The sequence below is a fragment of the Peptoniphilus rhinitidis 1-13 genome, from assembly GCF_000246925.1.
Lineage (GTDB): Bacteria > Bacillota > Clostridia > Tissierellales > Peptoniphilaceae > Peptoniphilus_A > Peptoniphilus_A lacydonensis.
On the sequence record NZ_BAEW01000004.1, the window covers coordinates 56920 to 73620 of the forward strand.

The following is a 16701-nucleotide window of genomic DNA, read 5'->3' on the forward strand; positions in this document are numbered from 1 at the left end:
AAATTTTTATACAATTTAAAAAATGCGAATCAAAGATCCGCATTAATCAAATAAACCCTTTAACTTGTCTAAAAATGTCTTTTTATGTTCTTCAACTTCTGTTTCAGTTTCTCTTAATTCTTCCAAAAGTTTCTTTTGCTCTTCTGTAACTTTTTTTGGAATAATTATATCTACTTTAAAGAACAAATCTCCTCTTTGATTTTCTCTATTGACATAAGGAACTCCTTCGCCTTTTAGCCTAAAGACTGTTCCACCAGTTGTGCCCTTTGGAATATCATAATCAACAAGTTTTTTTAGTGTAGGAACTTTAATTGTAGCTCCAAGAACTGCATCTGGATAAGATATTGGCACATTTAAATAAATATCGTTTCCTTCTCTTTTAAAGACTGCATCAGATCTAACTCTAATATAAACAAACACATCTCCATTTTCTCCGCCATTTTCTCCAACAGAACCTTGTCCTTTTAAAGAAATAATATTTCCAGAGTCCACACCTTTGGGAATTTTTACTTTTAATTTTTTGCTCTTCGAAACTTTTCCCTTACCATGGCAAACTTTACATGGCTTTTCAATTACTTCACCTGTTCCATCACATTTGTCACAAGTTGAAGTTCTAACAAATCTTCCAAAAGGAGTGTTTTGTTCTGAAGTAACTTCACCAGTACCATGACACTTGTCACATTCATGTTTTTCTGTTCCGGGTTCCATTTTGCTTCCATGACAGTGTTCACATTCCTCTTGTACTTTTACAGAAATTTCTTTTTCAGCGCCAAAGATTGCTTCAAAAAAATCAAGTGTTACATCAACTCTAGTGTCAGGCCCCTTTCTAGGCATATCTTTTCTACTTCTAGAATCATATCGACTAGATTTTGATCCGCCAAAAATATCAAATATATCATCAAAAATATCAGAGAAGCCACCAAAGCCGCTTCCACCAGCACCCATATTTCCTTTAAGTCCTTCTTCTCCATAGACATCATAAATTTGTCTTTTTTCATCGTCAGAAAGAACTTCATAAGCATAGGAAATCTCTTTAAACTTTGCCTCTGCCACTTCGTCCCCTGGATTTAAGTCTGGGTGATATTTTTTTGCAAGTTTTTTATAGGATTTTTTTAAATCATCTTTGTTTGCATTTTTTTCAACTTCAAGAATCTCATAAAAATTTCTCATCTTCCACCTCAATAGTTTTATATTCTAATATAAATCGTAAAAAAAATAAAGCATATTTATTTTAGTTATTCATTAATTTTAAAACATAAAATATTACATAAAAAAAGTTGCAGCCGAAACTGCAACAATTTTATTTAATTATTATTCTTCGTCGTCATCTACAACTTCATAGTCAGCATCAACTACATCATCGTCTTGATTTGAATTATCTGCTCCAGTTTCTCCTGCTTGTTCTTGTTGTTGCTTGTAAATTTCTTCAGAAATTGCATAGAAAGCTTGAGTAAGTTCTTCTGTCTTAGATTTTATAGCTTCTAAATCTTCGCCATCTTTTACATCTTTAAGACCTTTAATTGCTTCTTCAATTTTATTTTTATCTGCATCAGAGATCTTTCCCTCAACATCTTTCAAAGTATTTTCTGATTGATAAATCATTGAATCGGCATTGTTCTTAGCTTCGATTAGATCCTTTTTCTTAGCGTCTTCTTGTGCATACATTTCAGCTTCTTTAACTTTCTTTTCAATTTCTTCTTCATTTAAGTTAGTAGAAGATGTGATTGTAATATGTTGTTCCTTACCTGTTCCAAGATCTTTTGCATTTACATTTACAATACCATTTGCGTCAATATCAAATGTTACTTCAATTTGTGGAACTCCTCTTCTTGCTGGAGCAATTCCATCAAGCGTAAATCTTCCAAGAGTAACATTGTCCTTTGCCATTTGTCTTTCACCTTGAAGTACGTGAATTTCTACAGACGTTTGATTGTCTGCTGCAGTTGTAAAAACTTGTGACTTCTTAGTTGGAATAGTTGTATTTCTTTCAATAAGTCTTGTTGTAATATTACCCATTGTTTCAATTCCAAGGGAAAGTGGTGTTACATCAAGTAGTAATAAATCTTTTACATCTCCTGAAAGAACTCCACCTTGAATAGCTGCACCAAGAGCGACACATTCATCTGGGTTAATATCTTTTTGTGGTTGTTTTCCAGTTAATTTTTTAATACATTCTTGTACTGCTGGGATTCTTGTTGAACCACCAACTAAAAGAACTTTATCTATATCATTTGCAGAAAGTCCTGCATCTTTTAAAGCATCTTTAACAGGTCCTTCAGTCATTTTAACCAAATCAGCAGTAAGTTCATCAAACTTAGAACGAGTTATATCCATATTTAAGTGAAGTGGACCAGATGCTGAAGCTGTAATAAATGGAAGATTTATATTTGTTGACATTGTAGAAGAAAGTTCTTTCTTAGCTTTTTCAGCTGCTTCTTTTAATCTTTGAAGACTCATCTTATCAGCTTTTAAATCAACACCATTTTCTTTTTTGAATTCTTCTGCAATATAATCAATTAATCTATTGTCAAAGTCATCTCCACCAAGTTTATTGTTACCACGAGTTGCGTGTACTTCAAAAACTCCATCAGAAAGTTCAAGAATTGAAACGTCAAAAGTACCACCGCCAAGGTCATATACCATAACAGTTTGTGCCTTGCCATCTTTATCTTCTCCATAAGCAAGAGCTGCTGCAGTTGGTTCATTTACAATTCTCTTTACATCAAGTCCTGCAATTCTTCCTGCGTCTTTAGTTGCTTGTCTTTGAGCATCTGTAAAATAAGCTGGAACAGTTATAACAGCTTCTGTAATTTTTTCTCCAAGATAGGATTCTGCATCAGATTTTAATTTTTGTAAAATCATCGCTGAAATATCTTGTGGTGTATAAGTTTTTGAATCTATTTTTACATTAAAATCAGAACCCATGTGTCTTTTAATTGAAGAAACAGTTCTATCTGGATTTGTTATAGCTTGTCTTTTAGCAGTTTCTCCTACTAATCTTTCGCCATCTTTTGTGAAAGCTACAACAGATGGAGTAGTTCTATTACCTTCTATATTTGGAATTATTACAGAGTCTCCACCTTCCATTACTGCTACTGCAGAGTTAGTTGTTCCTAAATCAATACCAATTATTTTTCCCATTTAAATTTCCTCCTAAATAAACTAAATTATTGTGAAACCTTAACCATTGCTGGTCTTAATGTCTTATCATCAATTAAATAACCTTTTTGTAAAACTTCAATTACATAGCCACTTTCATATTCATCAGAATCTTCAGTTAGCACTGCGTGGTGATACATTGGGTCGAATTCTTCGCCCAGTGCTTTCATTTCTACTATACCTTCGTTCTTAAGAACATCAGTAAGTTGATCTTTTATCATTCTTATCCCGTCATAAGTTGAATCCTTATCACCAATAGAATCCATAGCTCTTTCAAAATTGTCAATAACAGGAAGTAAATCATTTACTATTTTTTTTACACCAAGTTCAACAAACTCAGATTTTTGAGTTTCAGTCCTCCTCTTATAATTTGAAAAGTCGGCTTGAAGTCTCATAAATTTGTCCATTAAATTTTTATATTTTTCATCTTCATCTGAAGCTTCTTCTTTTACTTCTTCAGAACCTTCTTCGTTTTCTATTTCTTCTGTTTCATCTTTTTCTAAATTTTCTTCATCTAAAACATCTTCTTTTTTTATATCATCATTTGTCATGTACTCCCTCACATTTCTTCTAATCCACTTTTAACAGCATCGCTAAAAACTTTTACGACTTTAACCAATCTCATATAGTCAATTCTAACAGGTCCAATAAGACCAATGCTCCCATAAATTCCATAACTTGTAGCAAAGGGTGCTCTTATAATAGTATTCTCTTTCATAAGATTGGCACTATTTTCTGAACCAATAATAACCTCAACATCACTTGTAAAGTTATCCTCTTTTAGAATTTGAAATAAACTATCTCTGTCCTCAACTAAATTCATAAAATCTTTAGCTTTCTCAAGATCTTTGTATTCATCAAAATTCAAAATATTAGTGAGGCCGTCATAATAAATCTCAATGGAAGATACTTTTTTATTAAAATTACTTGCAATTTTTATAATATTTGAAATAAAAGCTGCATGTCTTACCATATTATCAGAAAGAGAAATCTTTAACGATTCAATCTTATCAAAATCAATTCCTGAAACTTTCTCATTTAAAACTCTCTCAATATAATAAAAATCATCATTGGGAATATTTTCTATGTCTAGAAAATATCTTTCCATAACTCCTCTATCTCCTATTAAGACAAGGAGTGCAGTTTTTTCATCAATTTTTACAAGAGTGAGCCTTTTTATCTTTTTGTCAGCTTTTTCTGGTGCAATTAAATATGCAGTGCAATTGCTAATGCTGGCAAGTAAACTCACAGTGTTTTTATAAAAATCTTCTAAATTGCTTGAATTATATAAAATTTTATCCTTGATTTTAAGTGATGCTTCCATGTCGTGAAAAGTACTAAAATTTTTAAAAATTTCATCAACATAAAATCTATAAGCCTTGTCGGAAGGAATTCTTCCTGCTGATTGATGAGGCTTATTTAAAAAACCAAGGTCTTCAAGATCTGCCATTTCATTTCTTATAGTCGCAGAACTCACTCCTAGATTGTACTCCTTGGAAAGAGTTCTGGAACCGACGGGAGTAGGCATATCAATATATGCTTCAATTATGGCATTTAAAATATTCATTTTACGATCATCCATAATTTTCCTCCTTTTTGTTAGCACTCATTTGTATCGAGTGCTAACTTACATATATAGTACTCCCTCCTTGTAACTTTGTCAAGGAATTTTAAAATTTTTTTTATTTTATCTTTCTTTTTCTAAATCAAAATAAATTTCTTACAAAAATTAAATTCAAATTTTTTAAAATACATTTATTTATTAAACTTAAAAATTTTTCCAATCTTCACTCTCTTTGTGTTAAAATTAATATTTGGAGATGATTACTTTGAAAAAAAATGAAACACTATCCTTTGTTCTTACAATTGTAATTGCAGTTTTAATTGCACTTTTTGTTAGAAACTTTATTTTTAATATAGCTGTTGTAAATGGAGAATCTATGAATCCAACTTTAAATGAAAAAGACAAATTAATTTGCCTTTCCTATAAAAGATTTAAAGATCTTCCTCGTGGTGAAATTGTTGTAATTGATGCACCCAATGATAGTAGAAATTACATCAAGAGAATTATAGCAAAGGGTGGCGACACTATTGAATTTAAAGATGGAAAAGTTATTTTAAATGGAAAAGTCCTAGAAGAAAATTATACTTCAAGTGATTATACTGAGTCCTCAATAGAAAAATTAACTCTTAAAGAAGATGAGTACTTCGTTATGGGCGACAATAGACTTCCTAAGATGAGCGTTGACTCCAGATATTTCGGCCCAATTAATAAAAAAAGAATTAAATCTGCTGCTGTATATAGAATGTTCCCTATTAAAGACAAAGGATCCCTTGAACTTGAAAGTAAAAATAAAAATTAATAAAATTTTATATTTATTTAATAGATAAAATCCCCTAGAACTTTGGAGGTATAATTTGAGAAATCAAAAAAATATTAGAAATTTTTCAATAATTGCACATATTGACCACGGAAAATCTACTCTTGCCGACAGACTTATTGAATCTACAGGAATGTTAACAAAAAGAGAAATGGACGAACAAGTCTTGGATTCAATGGAACTTGAGCGTGAGAGGGGAATCACAATTAAACTAAAGGCAATAAGACTTATTTATAAAGATGACAGAGATGGAGAAGAATACATTTTTAATTTAATAGACACTCCTGGTCATGTTGATTTTAACTACGAAGTTTCCCGCTCTCTTGCAGCTTGCGAAGGTGCGATTGTAGTTGTTGATGCTGCACAAGGTGTTGAAGCACAAACTCTTGCCAATGTATATCTTGCCATTGATCAAGATCTTGAACTTGTTCCAGTAATAAATAAAATTGATCTTCCAAGTGCAAGACCTGATGAAATAAAAGAAGAAATAGAAGATATAATTGGAATTGAAACAGAAGGCATTCCTCTTATTTCTGCAAAAGAAGGGATAGGAATAGAAGATGTGCTTCATGAAATTGTGGATAAAGTTCCTGCACCAAGTGGCGATCACGATGCACCTCTAAAAGCACTTATTTTTGATTCCATTTACGACTCTTACAGAGGTGTAGTATGTCATGTTAGAATAATTGATGGTTCTGTGAAACCTGGCGATGAAATACTTATGATGGCAACTGGAAAAACTTTTGAAGTAGTAGAAGTTGGTGTGACATCAAATGGTCATATAGCCCTTGACTCGCTAAGTGCTGGCGAAGTTGGTTATATAACAGCTTCAATTAAGAATGTAAAAGATGCAAGAGTTGGCGACACAATAACTCTTAAAAATAATAAAACTTCAGAACCAATGCCTGGCTACAAAAAAGTTGTTCCAATGGTATTCTGCGGGGTCTATCCTGGCGAAGGAGAAGAGTATAATAACGTCCGTGAAGCATTAGAAAAATTGCAAGTAAATGATGCAGCCCTTGACTTTGAGGCAGAAACTTCTGTCGCTCTTGGTTTTGGATTTAGGTGTGGATTCTTGGGACTTCTTCACATGGAAATTATTCAAGAAAGGCTTGAAAGAGAATTTAATTTAAATATTGTCACGACAGCCCCTTCTGTTATTTACAATGTTATGAAAAAAGATGGAACAATGATTTCTATTCAAAATCCATCAAATCTTCCTGACCAAAATGAAATTGAATACATGGAAGAACCAATTGTAAAAGCAGAAATTATGACACCAACAGATTACGTAGGTCAAGTTATGGAGCTTTGCCAAAATAGGCGTGGTATCTTTAAGGATATGCAGTATCTCGAAGAAACAAGAGCACTTATAACTTATCACATGCCACTAAACGAAGTCATTTACGATTTTTTTGATGCTTTAAAATCAAAAACTCGTGGCTACGCATCCTACGATTATGAATTAATTGGCTACGAAAAATCTGATCTTGTAAAACTTGATATCCTAATAAACGAAGAACTCGTAGATGCCTTCTCATTAATTGTCCATGAATCAAATGCCTACACTCGTGCAAGAAAAGTCTGCGAAAAATTAAAAGATGTAATTCCAAGGCACCAATTTGCAGTGCCAATTCAAGCTGCCATAGGCAACAAAATTATTGCAAGGGAAACTATTCGTGCCCTTAGAAAAGATGTTCTTGCAAAATGTTATGGCGGAGATATTACGAGAAAAAGAAAACTTCTTGAAAAACAAAAGGAAGGAAAAAAGAGAATGCGTACTGTTGGAAATGTTGATATTCCACAAGATGCTTTCTTGTCAGTTTTAAAATATGATGAAGAAAAATAAGATTTCGATTTATATTCACATACCATTTTGCGAGAGTAGATGTCACTATTGTGACTTCTGCTCTTCTCTTTTAAATAGAGAAAATGTTGAAAAATATTTTTTATATTTAGAAAGAGAAATAAAATTATATGAAAATTTTTTAAAAAATAAAATAATTGACACTATTTTTATTGGAGGCGGAACCCCAACTTCTGTTGATGCAAAATTTGTTGTGAAGATTTTAAAAATTTTAAAAAATTTTGAATTTGCAGAAAATATTGAAATTACCATTGAATCAAATCCAAATTCCCTTACAAGTGAAAAGACAAAAATTTATTTTGAAAGCGGAATTAATAGAATATCTATTGGTGCTCAATCCTTCAACGACAAAATTTTAAAAGAAATTGGAAGAATTCACAAATCTTCTGACATTTATAATGCAGTTGAAAATGCAAAATCTGCTGGATTTAAAAATATAAATTTAGATCTGATGCTTGCACTTCCTCACCAAAAATTTTCTGATATAGAAAAATCAATTAATTGCATAGAAGAACTAAAAATTCCTCACACATCTTATTATTCACTAATTTTAGAAGAAGATACCCAGCTTTACGAAATGCATAAAAAAAGTCCTCTATCTTTTCCCACAGAAGATGAAGATAGAAAAATGTACCATTATATGACTTATTCTCTTTCAAAATTAGAGATAAATCAATATGAAATTTCAAATTTTTCCAAAAATGGATATGAGTGTAGACACAATTTAAATTATTGGAAACTAAAAGATTATATTTCCTTTGGATTAAGTTCTTCATCTAGTGTTGGAAATCTTAGATATACAAATACTTTTCATTTTAAAAACTATTTCGACTCAATAGATAAAAATGAAAAACCAATAGATTTTTTTGAAAATTTATCAAAAAAGGATCGAATGAACGAGTTTATAATGATGGGACTAAGACTCAACTGTGGGATTAGCTTAGATGAATTTGATTTAAGATTTGAAGAAAATTTTATAAGATTCTATAAAAATGAAATTGAAAAAAATATCGAATTAGGATTAATTGAATTAAAAGAAAATAGAATTTATTTAACAAAAAAGGGACGAGATTTATCAAATCAAGTGGAGCTTAATTTTTTCAGATAAAGTAAAAAATAAGAGGTAGGTAAATCATCTACCCCTTTATCTTAAAAAAAAAGAGAGAAACTTTCCCGGGAAAATTTCTCTTAGTTAGCCATTTCAGCTGTCTTATCATTTAACTTCTTAGCTAGTCGACTTAGCTTTCTAGAAGCTTGATTTTTATGAATTATATTTTTATTAGCAGCTTTCTTTAATTTTTTATCTGCAACGATTAAAAGTTCCTTTGCATCATCAATTCTATCTTCATCAATAGCTTTATTAAAATTTCTAATTGCATTTTTCATTTCTGTTCTAACTGGTTTATTGTTATCAGAATTTCTCTTTGCTACATCAATTCTTTTAATTGCTGATTTTATATTTGCCATTATTTCACCTCCACAATTAACGCTTTTGCTATTTTACCACGAATTTACATTGATTGCAAGGGCATTTTTAACATCTGTGAGAGAAATTAAAATCATTGCAATACTTAATTACCAAAGTTTCCATAATAATTTTTTCGTCAATAGAAGATGTTTTTAACATTTGGTCTGCATCTATAAGTTCTTCATAAAAGTTTGTCAAAAATTCTTTAGTAAAATTTCTATGTGTGCTTTGAATTTTTCCATATTCATATTTTTTTACGTCCATTTTTCTAATAATTTCGCTTTGACTCATTTTCTTTACTGAAAGTATTTTGTAAGAAAGAAAATTTTTAACTTGCCTAATTATCATTGTAAAAATTTTTAAACTTGGCTCATTTAATTTGTATAGATTATTTAACTCAATTATTGCTCTTTCGCTATTCCTATTCATCATTGCATCTAAAAATTTAAAAATATTTGAGTCAATATTTTCTGTAATTGACTTTTCAATATCATCTCTTTTTATTCTCTTTTCACCTGAAAGAGAAACGATCTTATCCATTTCCGTTTTTAAATCTAAAAGGCTCATGTCCTCATTTTTAGAATTATAACCACTTTCTGCAATAAAAAAAGAAGTTTCACTTGGCCCTATTTCTTTGCCCTTTCTTATAAAATATCCCTTTACAAAATTATTTAAGTCCACTTGGCTCAATTTTCCAAACTCTATGTCCCTATCTTTTTTCTTAAATTCTTTATAAAATTTTGTAGTCTTTTTTATATTTGCAGTATCCCAAAAAATTAAAATTACAAAATCAGAAATATTGTCCAAAAAATCGTAAAATGAATTTTTAATATTGTTTTCACTTAAAAAATCGCAGACATCACGCACAATCACAATTTTTTTCTCGTTCATGACAGGATAAGTTTCACAAGCAGATATTATATCCTCTGGTTTTACCTCTGAGCCTTTAAATTTTGTATAATTAAAAGCTTCTGTACCCTTTACATATTTATTTATCAAATATATCACTGCATTTTCAATTAAATATTTTTCTTTGCCATAAAATAAATATGCACCACTATGCTCTTTATCTTTGTAAATCTTTTTGTAATTCATAATTTTCCCTCGCTACCATATAAAGTAAAATTGTATTTAAAACCACAAGACAAAAGTAAAATTTATAATCTTCTTTTTCTAATTTTTTCTTAACATTTAATTTACTTTTATAAATTTTAAAATCAATTTCACCATCTCTCGATGTGACATAATATATAATATCATGTTTTTTAAGCTTATCTAAAGTTTCTTTGTGCGGATGTCCATAGGAATTATGTGCTCCCGCAGAAATAACTGCATATCTTGGGCTTGTATTTTCCAAAAACTTCTCGCTTGTGGAAGTTTTTGAACCATGGTGAGAAACCTTTAGCAAATCTACCCTCGTATTTATTTTTTCTTCAACATCTTTTGAAATGTCGCCAGTATATAAAGTTTTAAAACCTTTGTGACTTAAAAGAACCACCATGGAATTGTCATTTTCATTATTCCTATTTTCCTTATCGGACAAAATTTCAGCATAAGTGTCTTCACAAATTTTTACTTTGTCACCCTTTTCAAGCATTATTATTTTTGAAAACTTAGATGCATCTCTCAAAATTTCTCTATCTTTTGGCAAGTGATTTATAAAAATATTATCTATCTCATAATTTTTCAATAATTTGCTTAAATTTCCACAATGGTCTTCATCAAAGTGAGATATAAAAACTCCATCAATTCTTGAAATTCCAGCATTATTTAAAGCGGAAAACAAATACTTTTCTGCAATTTTATTTTCAAATCTTGCACCTCCTGTGTCTACTAGATAATTTTTTCCACGAATACTTATAATTGTGCAGTCGCCTTGATCCACATAAATGTGCCTTTCATTATAAGTATTGTAATCTTTTAAAACGCCAAGAACTGCTACAAAAAATACAAAAATTAAATAAATTTCTATAACCTTTAAATTTGGTCTTATTATTTCTTTTAATTTATTTCTATTTAAAATTGCAATCAAAACCAAATAATATATAAAAACATACTCCAACTTAAAAAACTTTAAAGATAAAAAAATACTCCCTCTTGAAGAAAAAATACTTTCAATCCCATAAGTTGCATCCATTAAAATATTTAAAAATTTCCCAGCAGATGGAAAAATTCCAAAACCCATTACGAATCCAAAAGAAATTATAACAAAATAAATTGGCACAATTAATAAGTTTGCAATAAAAACTAAAATGGAAACTCCATAAAAATAATAATTTAAAATTGGAAAAAGTGAAATAAGTACAGAAGCCGTACAGACAATTGATTTTGTAAAAATACTCTTACTAGAGAGCTTACTAATTAAAGCTGGAAAAATAAAGATAATCCCAAAAATTGCAGTATATGACATAATCAGTGAAATAGAATAAATTGCCATTGGATTTATAAATAAAATTATACCAAGACTTGCGAAAAAAACTTTTTTAGGCGTAAAATCGATTCTCATATAAAAATTTGCTTTATAAAGTATATAAAATAGAAAAGCACGAATTGCAGATATTGGAAGCCCTATTGAAACTATGTAAAATAAAATTATTGCCATCACAAAAATATCTGTCAACTTCTTGTTTTTTGTAATTTTTAGAAAAATAAAATTTAAAAATACAGCAAGAACACCTATGTGAAGACCAGATACAGCCAAAATATGATTAATCCCAAGTGTATCGAAATTTTCTATATCTTCATCTTCTAAAAAAGACTTGTCTGCAAGAACAACTCCCTTTAATAAATTTGAATTTCTCTTATTTAAATTTTTGTCATAAATATTTTTTGATCTATCTATAAAAAAGTTTGAAAATCTGTAAAAAGAATTGGCATCATAAACTTTTTTAATGCTTTCAATTTTTCCAAGAGAATAAATCCCCTGAGATTTATAATTTTTTTCAAAATCAAAATTACCATAATTCATTGCAGGAAGTGGAGAATTGTAATTGCCTTTGATCTTATAATTTGCCCCTCTATCTAGCTTTTCATAAAACAAAATTTTAGTTCTATATTTTTTCCCATTAATAGTATCAGTTCTAAGAATAGATTTATTTTCCTTTGCATATACAACTTTACCTGTTACTTCTCCTGAAAAATCCTTTAATTTATAATCTCTAAAACTAAAATTTAAAAATACTAAAAAAATAATTAAGGGAAATATCAAAAACTTTTTATCCACTTTATTAATCAAAATAAAAATGGAAATTAAAATTAAAATAATTGAAATTATCCAATAAGATTTTATGTAAATTGAAAATAAAATTCCCAAAATTACTGCAAAAAATAAATACATTATGACCCCTCTTTATTATATATCTTTTTAAAGCGTGAAGCCACGAAATATGATAATATATTACAGGAGGTAATTATGAATTCTAAATACAAAAATCCTTACAAAAAAAATTACAAATTACAAATAATTGATAAAATAAATCGCAATGGTATAAATTATGGAAAAATAGAAGATGTTCCTTTCTTTTTAGGAAATGAAAAAGTCTGTGGAGATGAAGTAAAAATAAATGGAAAACCTATAGAATTTTTATCTGGCAACAGGAGTTATATTAAGCTTTTAGAAGATAAAGACTCAATAGAATTAGAAATAAATTGGAAAAACAGGCTTTTACTCATGCAAGAAAACTTGGGAAACGCCCTTGTTAGACATTTTTTAAACGCAAACACAAATTTTAAAATTTTAAATTACAAAGTTAATAGAAATTCATCCTATATTGACATTGAAGCAAAAGACTTTAAATTTATGACAGTAAAAAATCTTGAATCTCTAGTAAACTATGCAGTTTTTTCAAATCTTGAAATCACAAATTATGAAGATCACATTTCTATAGAAAGGCTTGCTAATATAGAATACTTCGGCCCATCTCTAAAAAGAACTGGTGAAATTGGAATTGTGCTTATAACTTCTGTTGACAAAATAAATTCGGCAATAAGGCTCAATATTTCTTCAGGAGAAAATGGCTACAAAATAGCAAGAAATTCGCTAAATCTTTTAAATAATATTAAAATGTATTTAAATAGTGACAGTATCGAAGATGCTTTTTCTGATATAAAAAAATTAAAATCAAAAAATTTATCTAGAGAAAATAACTTTGCAAAAGACAAAAATCTTGAAAAAACTCAAAAAGTTGAAGCTTTAGAAAAACTTCCTAAAACTGAAAAACTTCCTAAACTCGAGAAAGTTTTTGAAAAAGGAAAAAATAATACAGACTCAAAGGAAAATGAAATTCCTACAATTAAAGACTTTAAAAATATTAAAAATAACAATTCTCCTGAAAAATCTCCACTATTTTACCAAGTAGTAGAAAGTTTCAAAAGATACGCCACAGAAGTTTCTGGAATAAATTACATCTACAAGATTTTAAAAGACGTCAATTTAAAAGAATTAAGAGAAATTTCAAATCACATATTAAAAGAAGAAAATTACATCCAAATTTACGGACTTCAAAATGGAGGCAGGTCAAAGATTTTAATTCTACGTTCTCAAAATCTAAACTTTGACTTGAAGAAAATTTTTAAAAAATTAAAAGAACATTTTGAGTTTACAGGAACTGGAAATATGTTCACGTTAGAACTAGAATGCAAAGAAAAAGACATCACTAGAATAATGGAAAGTTTTTTAATAGAAATAAAAAGAGAAGTATAAATATGAATTAAACTGAATCCCCGTTCCAACCATGGGTATTCTAATAAAAAAAAGACGGCATAATATTGTCGTCTAAATAATTTTATTTTTCTAAAAGTTTTATAGCTATTTCTACATTTTCTTTGGATGCAGATCTCATTTTTTCAGTTTCTTCTTCCAAAATTATCTTTCTCTCTTCTATCGAGTTTAAGGCTTTTCTTATCTCTCCATAAAGTTCTTCTGCAGAAAAATCTTCTACGTCTACATACTCTTTTATTCCAAGCTCTTTTACCATTGCCTCTACTTTTGGATCGTAGATTATTCCAACCATGGGAAGATTTACACTTGCTGCGTAAATCAAAGAATGAAGTCTCATTGCTGCTAATAATTCTAATTTTTTAAATATGCCCATTAGCTCGCCTGCCGAATAAGTATTTTTTATGAGTTTCACTTTGTCTTTATGCACACACTTCTCTGCAACTTCTTGTGAATAGACATTATCTCTTGGTGTATGAAAGGGCACTAGTAAAATATCATAACCACTTTCTATTAATAGGTCTATGGCCTTTGCAAATTTTTCTTTTATTGATTCATCTTTTTTGTAATCTCTTATACAAAATCCTATGGTATTTTCTTTTATCTCGATGTTTTCTATTTTTAAAATTTCTGCAACTCTATCCTCATCTTCTGATTTAAGTGTAAAAACTGGATCTGATGTCACCTTTATATTTTCATTTTTGACGCCAAGTTCTTTTACAAACTCATAGGACAGTTCGTCACGAAGTGTGATGTAATCAACTTTATTTAAAACTCTTCTTGTCAATAATTTCCCTATTTTCTTTTCAATTGGACCTATTCCATTGGCATATACATACACTTTTTTATGAAAAAACTTTGCAATTTTTATCACTGTCAGGTAATAAATTATTGACCTAGTTGATGTAACATCTTGAAGTAGCGAGCCTCCTCCTGAGAGCAATATATCTGACTCTTTCAATGTCTTTATAAGCTTAGGTATTGAAAATCGATCTACTGCATCTATGCCATAGATCTTTTTTGTCTTCTCAGGATTTTTAGAAAGTGCTGTTATTTTTATTTCTTTATTTAATTTTTTAAAATCTTCTACCATGGCTTTTAATATGGCATCATCGCCTGAGTTATCAAAGCCAAAGTAACCTGATACTACAATTTTTTTCATACCATTCAACCATCACTCTGCTATTATTTTTATTTCTAAATCTTTGTCTTTTGATTCTAACTTTTTTGAAGTTTTATTTTCTAGATTTTTTGATTTTTCTCTTTCCGACTTTTTTATTCTTATTGCCGTCATTGTAATTCCTATTATTATCCAAAATGTGAAAATTATTCTTGGAATGTAGAGAAAATGTTCTACAAGTCCATGACCCATGATACCAATTATACTGGCATAAAGCCCTGCTCCGAGATATCTGTAATACTTATCTTCTGACTTAATTAAATTTACATAGTTGTATTTAAGTACAGAGAACAACAATAGCATAAAAAATATAAATCCAATTAACCCAATTTCTGCGGCAACCTCTAAATAAGTGTTGTGTGCGTGATAAATTGGCATAGTTCTTATATATTTTTCAAAAGTTTCTTTAAAAGGTGTATACCCAAATCCAACTCCTGCTATTAAATTATCTCTTATTACGTCTTTTGTGATTTTCCAAATTTTTATTCTGTATAAATTTGATGAATCTACTGTGGAACCGATAGATATAATTCTGTCTAACACTTTTTGTGGCAAAGCGTAGAATACACCTAATACAATTGGTATGGCAATTAAAATAAGCCTTTTGTCAACTAAGAGTACAAATGCAAGAGCTGCCAGTGCTATACCAACCCATCCACCTCTTGAAAGTGTCATAACTAGGCAAATTAATAAAACTGCTGTCGATGCCAAAAATAAAAATTTTTTTCTCATGCTCTTTGTGTACCAAGTCATTCCAACTGCCAATGGAGTCATAAGAACTAGATATTCTGCCAAAATATTTGGATTTAAAAATACTGAATAAACTCTCACTGCAATATCTGTATTATTTTCTGTGTCAAGCCATTCTGGTCTCATTTCAACTCCTGTGAAATATTGAAATACTCCAAGAAGTGCAACTACAAGAGAGGAAAATAAAAGAACTGATACAAATGTGTTTAAATCTTTCTTTGTCTTTATAGAATTTGTCATAGCAAACACAAAGGAAATTCCAGCTGCATTTAGTGCAAGGTCACGAACTGAACCCGATGGATCTATCGAAGTTATTGTGGAAAAAATAGCAATAAATGCAAAGATTCCAATGGGAACGCCCATATCTGTTACCGAGAAATTTTCTTTGTAAAGCATTGCCTTTAACAGTACAAAAAATCCCATAGAAAGAAGCATTATAAGACCAAGTGCGTCAGGCACAAAGGGATATAAAAATGCACTTGCAAATAGTCCTATTTTTATGTCATAAATAACAAGTAATATTCCACAAATTCCAACAAAAGCTGTCAAAAAAATTTTTGTGCCAAAAAAATAATAAATTAATGAAAGAAAAACTGCCGATAATAATATATAATTAATTTTTTTTGATCTTACCACCAGTTTTCACCACCTTCATCTAATTTAAAAAAACTTGTAAAAAATTCTAACACTTTTGATCCCTTTATTATGTCCATATATTTTCCTTTTAATAATGACAATAAAATTCCCAAAATTGTTAAAACTACTGGGATTTTTAGTGTTGCCTTTAATGCAACTGAAATAACAAGGGTAAGTAATCCTGAATAAAACATTATGTTTGATATTATTCCTGCTATTTCATCAAAAGATTCCAATGACTTTGGCAAAGCTCCTAAAAAGAAAGAATCTTTTATAAGTGGTACAAAAACTCTTCCCAGAAATCCCATAAATTTTTCTATTAAGTTGAAAAATCCTCTGTAAATTTTATAAATAAAAGTATTTGCAAATAAAATTTTATCGCCGGCAAAGACTTTTCTAGTATTTGAATTTGCAAAATTTTTTTCTATTGGTCTTGTTATAAAATTTCTAACTTTTTTAGTAAATGAATCTTTATAACATTCACTTAAAAAAAGGTGAATTTTATTTAAAAACCTTATGGTAAATGAATTAATATGGATCACC

General features: G+C 29.5%; 14 protein-coding genes. 4 read left to right on the forward strand and 10 right to left on the reverse strand.

The window, feature by feature from the left end:
* Positions 1-42: 42 nt before the first annotated feature.
* The 4 genes from dnaJ to hrcA form a co-directional block, all read right to left on the reverse strand.
* Positions 43-1170, reverse strand: a complete 1128-nt coding sequence (gene dnaJ / locus RH95_RS04125) for a molecular chaperone DnaJ (RefSeq protein WP_010244830.1) — start codon at positions 1168-1170, stop codon at positions 43-45.
* A 141-nt stretch (positions 1171-1311) separates the two neighbouring features.
* Positions 1312-3141: a molecular chaperone DnaK gene (gene dnaK, locus RH95_RS04130; RefSeq protein WP_010244833.1), complete on the reverse strand. Its 1830-nt coding sequence runs from the start codon at positions 3139-3141 to the stop codon at positions 1312-1314.
* A gap of 26 nt (positions 3142-3167) precedes the next feature.
* Positions 3168-3710: a nucleotide exchange factor GrpE gene (gene grpE / locus RH95_RS04135; RefSeq protein ID WP_010244837.1), complete on the reverse strand. Its 543-nt coding sequence runs from the start codon at positions 3708-3710 to the stop codon at positions 3168-3170.
* A gap of 8 nt (positions 3711-3718) precedes the next feature.
* Complete coding sequence (gene hrcA / locus RH95_RS04140) at positions 3719-4741, reverse strand: heat-inducible transcriptional repressor HrcA (RefSeq protein WP_010244839.1); 1023 nt, start codon at positions 4739-4741, stop codon at positions 3719-3721.
* A 238-nt stretch (positions 4742-4979) separates the two neighbouring features.
* On the opposite strand from hrcA, the gene lepB reads away from it, so the two are divergent.
* Genes lepB through hemW form a run of 3 tightly spaced genes read left to right on the forward strand, consistent with a single transcriptional unit; the run spans position 4980 to position 8515 of the window.
* Positions 4980-5522 (forward strand): signal peptidase I, encoded by a 543-nt coding sequence (gene lepB, locus RH95_RS04145; RefSeq protein ID WP_439645725.1) that lies wholly within the window; start codon positions 4980-4982, stop codon positions 5520-5522.
* A 55-nt stretch (positions 5523-5577) separates the two neighbouring features.
* Positions 5578-7389 (forward strand): translation elongation factor 4, encoded by a 1812-nt coding sequence (lepA, locus tag RH95_RS04150; RefSeq protein WP_010244845.1) that lies wholly within the window; start codon positions 5578-5580, stop codon positions 7387-7389.
* Positions 7376-8515 carry a radical SAM family heme chaperone HemW gene (gene hemW / locus RH95_RS04155; protein WP_174265928.1) on the forward strand — a complete coding sequence of 380 codons (1140 nt, stop codon included), beginning with the start codon at positions 7376-7378 and terminating at the stop codon, positions 8513-8515. Before lepA ends, hemW begins: the two co-directional genes overlap by 14 nt.
* 80 nt (positions 8516-8595) lie before the next feature.
* Here hemW and rpsT read toward each other — a convergent pair whose 3' ends face one another.
* The 3 genes from rpsT to RH95_RS04170 all read right to left on the reverse strand — a co-directional run bounded on the left by rpsT (position 8596) and on the right by RH95_RS04170 (position 12212).
* The gene (rpsT, locus tag RH95_RS04160; protein ID WP_010244851.1) at positions 8596-8874 is read right to left on the reverse strand and encodes a 30S ribosomal protein S20; all 279 of its coding nucleotides are present in this window, start codon (positions 8872-8874) and stop codon (positions 8596-8598) included.
* A gap of 67 nt (positions 8875-8941) precedes the next feature.
* Positions 8942-9970, reverse strand: coding sequence for a DNA polymerase III subunit delta (holA, locus tag RH95_RS04165; RefSeq protein WP_010244854.1), 1029 nt, complete (start codon positions 9968-9970; stop codon positions 8942-8944).
* On the reverse strand, positions 9942-12212 hold the full coding sequence (locus RH95_RS04170; RefSeq protein WP_010244857.1) for a DNA internalization-related competence protein ComEC/Rec2: 2271 nt from the start codon (positions 12210-12212) through the stop codon (positions 9942-9944). The genes holA and RH95_RS04170 overlap by 29 nt, the downstream gene beginning before the upstream one ends.
* A 75-nt stretch (positions 12213-12287) precedes the next feature.
* Here RH95_RS04170 and RH95_RS04175 point away from each other — a divergent pair, with 75 nt between their 5' ends.
* Positions 12288-13577: an alanyl-tRNA editing protein gene (locus RH95_RS04175; RefSeq protein ID WP_010244860.1), complete on the forward strand. Its 1290-nt coding sequence runs from the start codon at positions 12288-12290 to the stop codon at positions 13575-13577.
* A gap of 82 nt (positions 13578-13659) precedes the next feature.
* Here RH95_RS04175 and csaB read toward each other — a convergent pair whose 3' ends face one another.
* From csaB to RH95_RS04190, 3 genes are read right to left on the reverse strand one after another with little or no spacing between them, the layout of a single operon-like run.
* The gene (csaB, locus tag RH95_RS04180) at positions 13660-14754 is read right to left on the reverse strand and encodes a polysaccharide pyruvyl transferase CsaB (RefSeq protein ID WP_010244863.1); all 1095 of its coding nucleotides are present in this window, start codon (positions 14752-14754) and stop codon (positions 13660-13662) included.
* 12 nt (positions 14755-14766) lie between these two features.
* Entirely contained in the window at positions 14767-16158 is a 1392-nt protein-coding gene (locus RH95_RS04185; RefSeq protein WP_010244866.1) for an O-antigen ligase family protein, read from the reverse strand.
* On the reverse strand, positions 16152-16700 hold the full coding sequence (locus tag RH95_RS04190; protein WP_010244869.1) for a hypothetical protein: 549 nt from the start codon (positions 16698-16700) through the stop codon (positions 16152-16154). The genes RH95_RS04185 and RH95_RS04190 overlap by 7 nt, the downstream gene beginning before the upstream one ends.
* Position 16701: the final 1 nt, after the last annotated feature.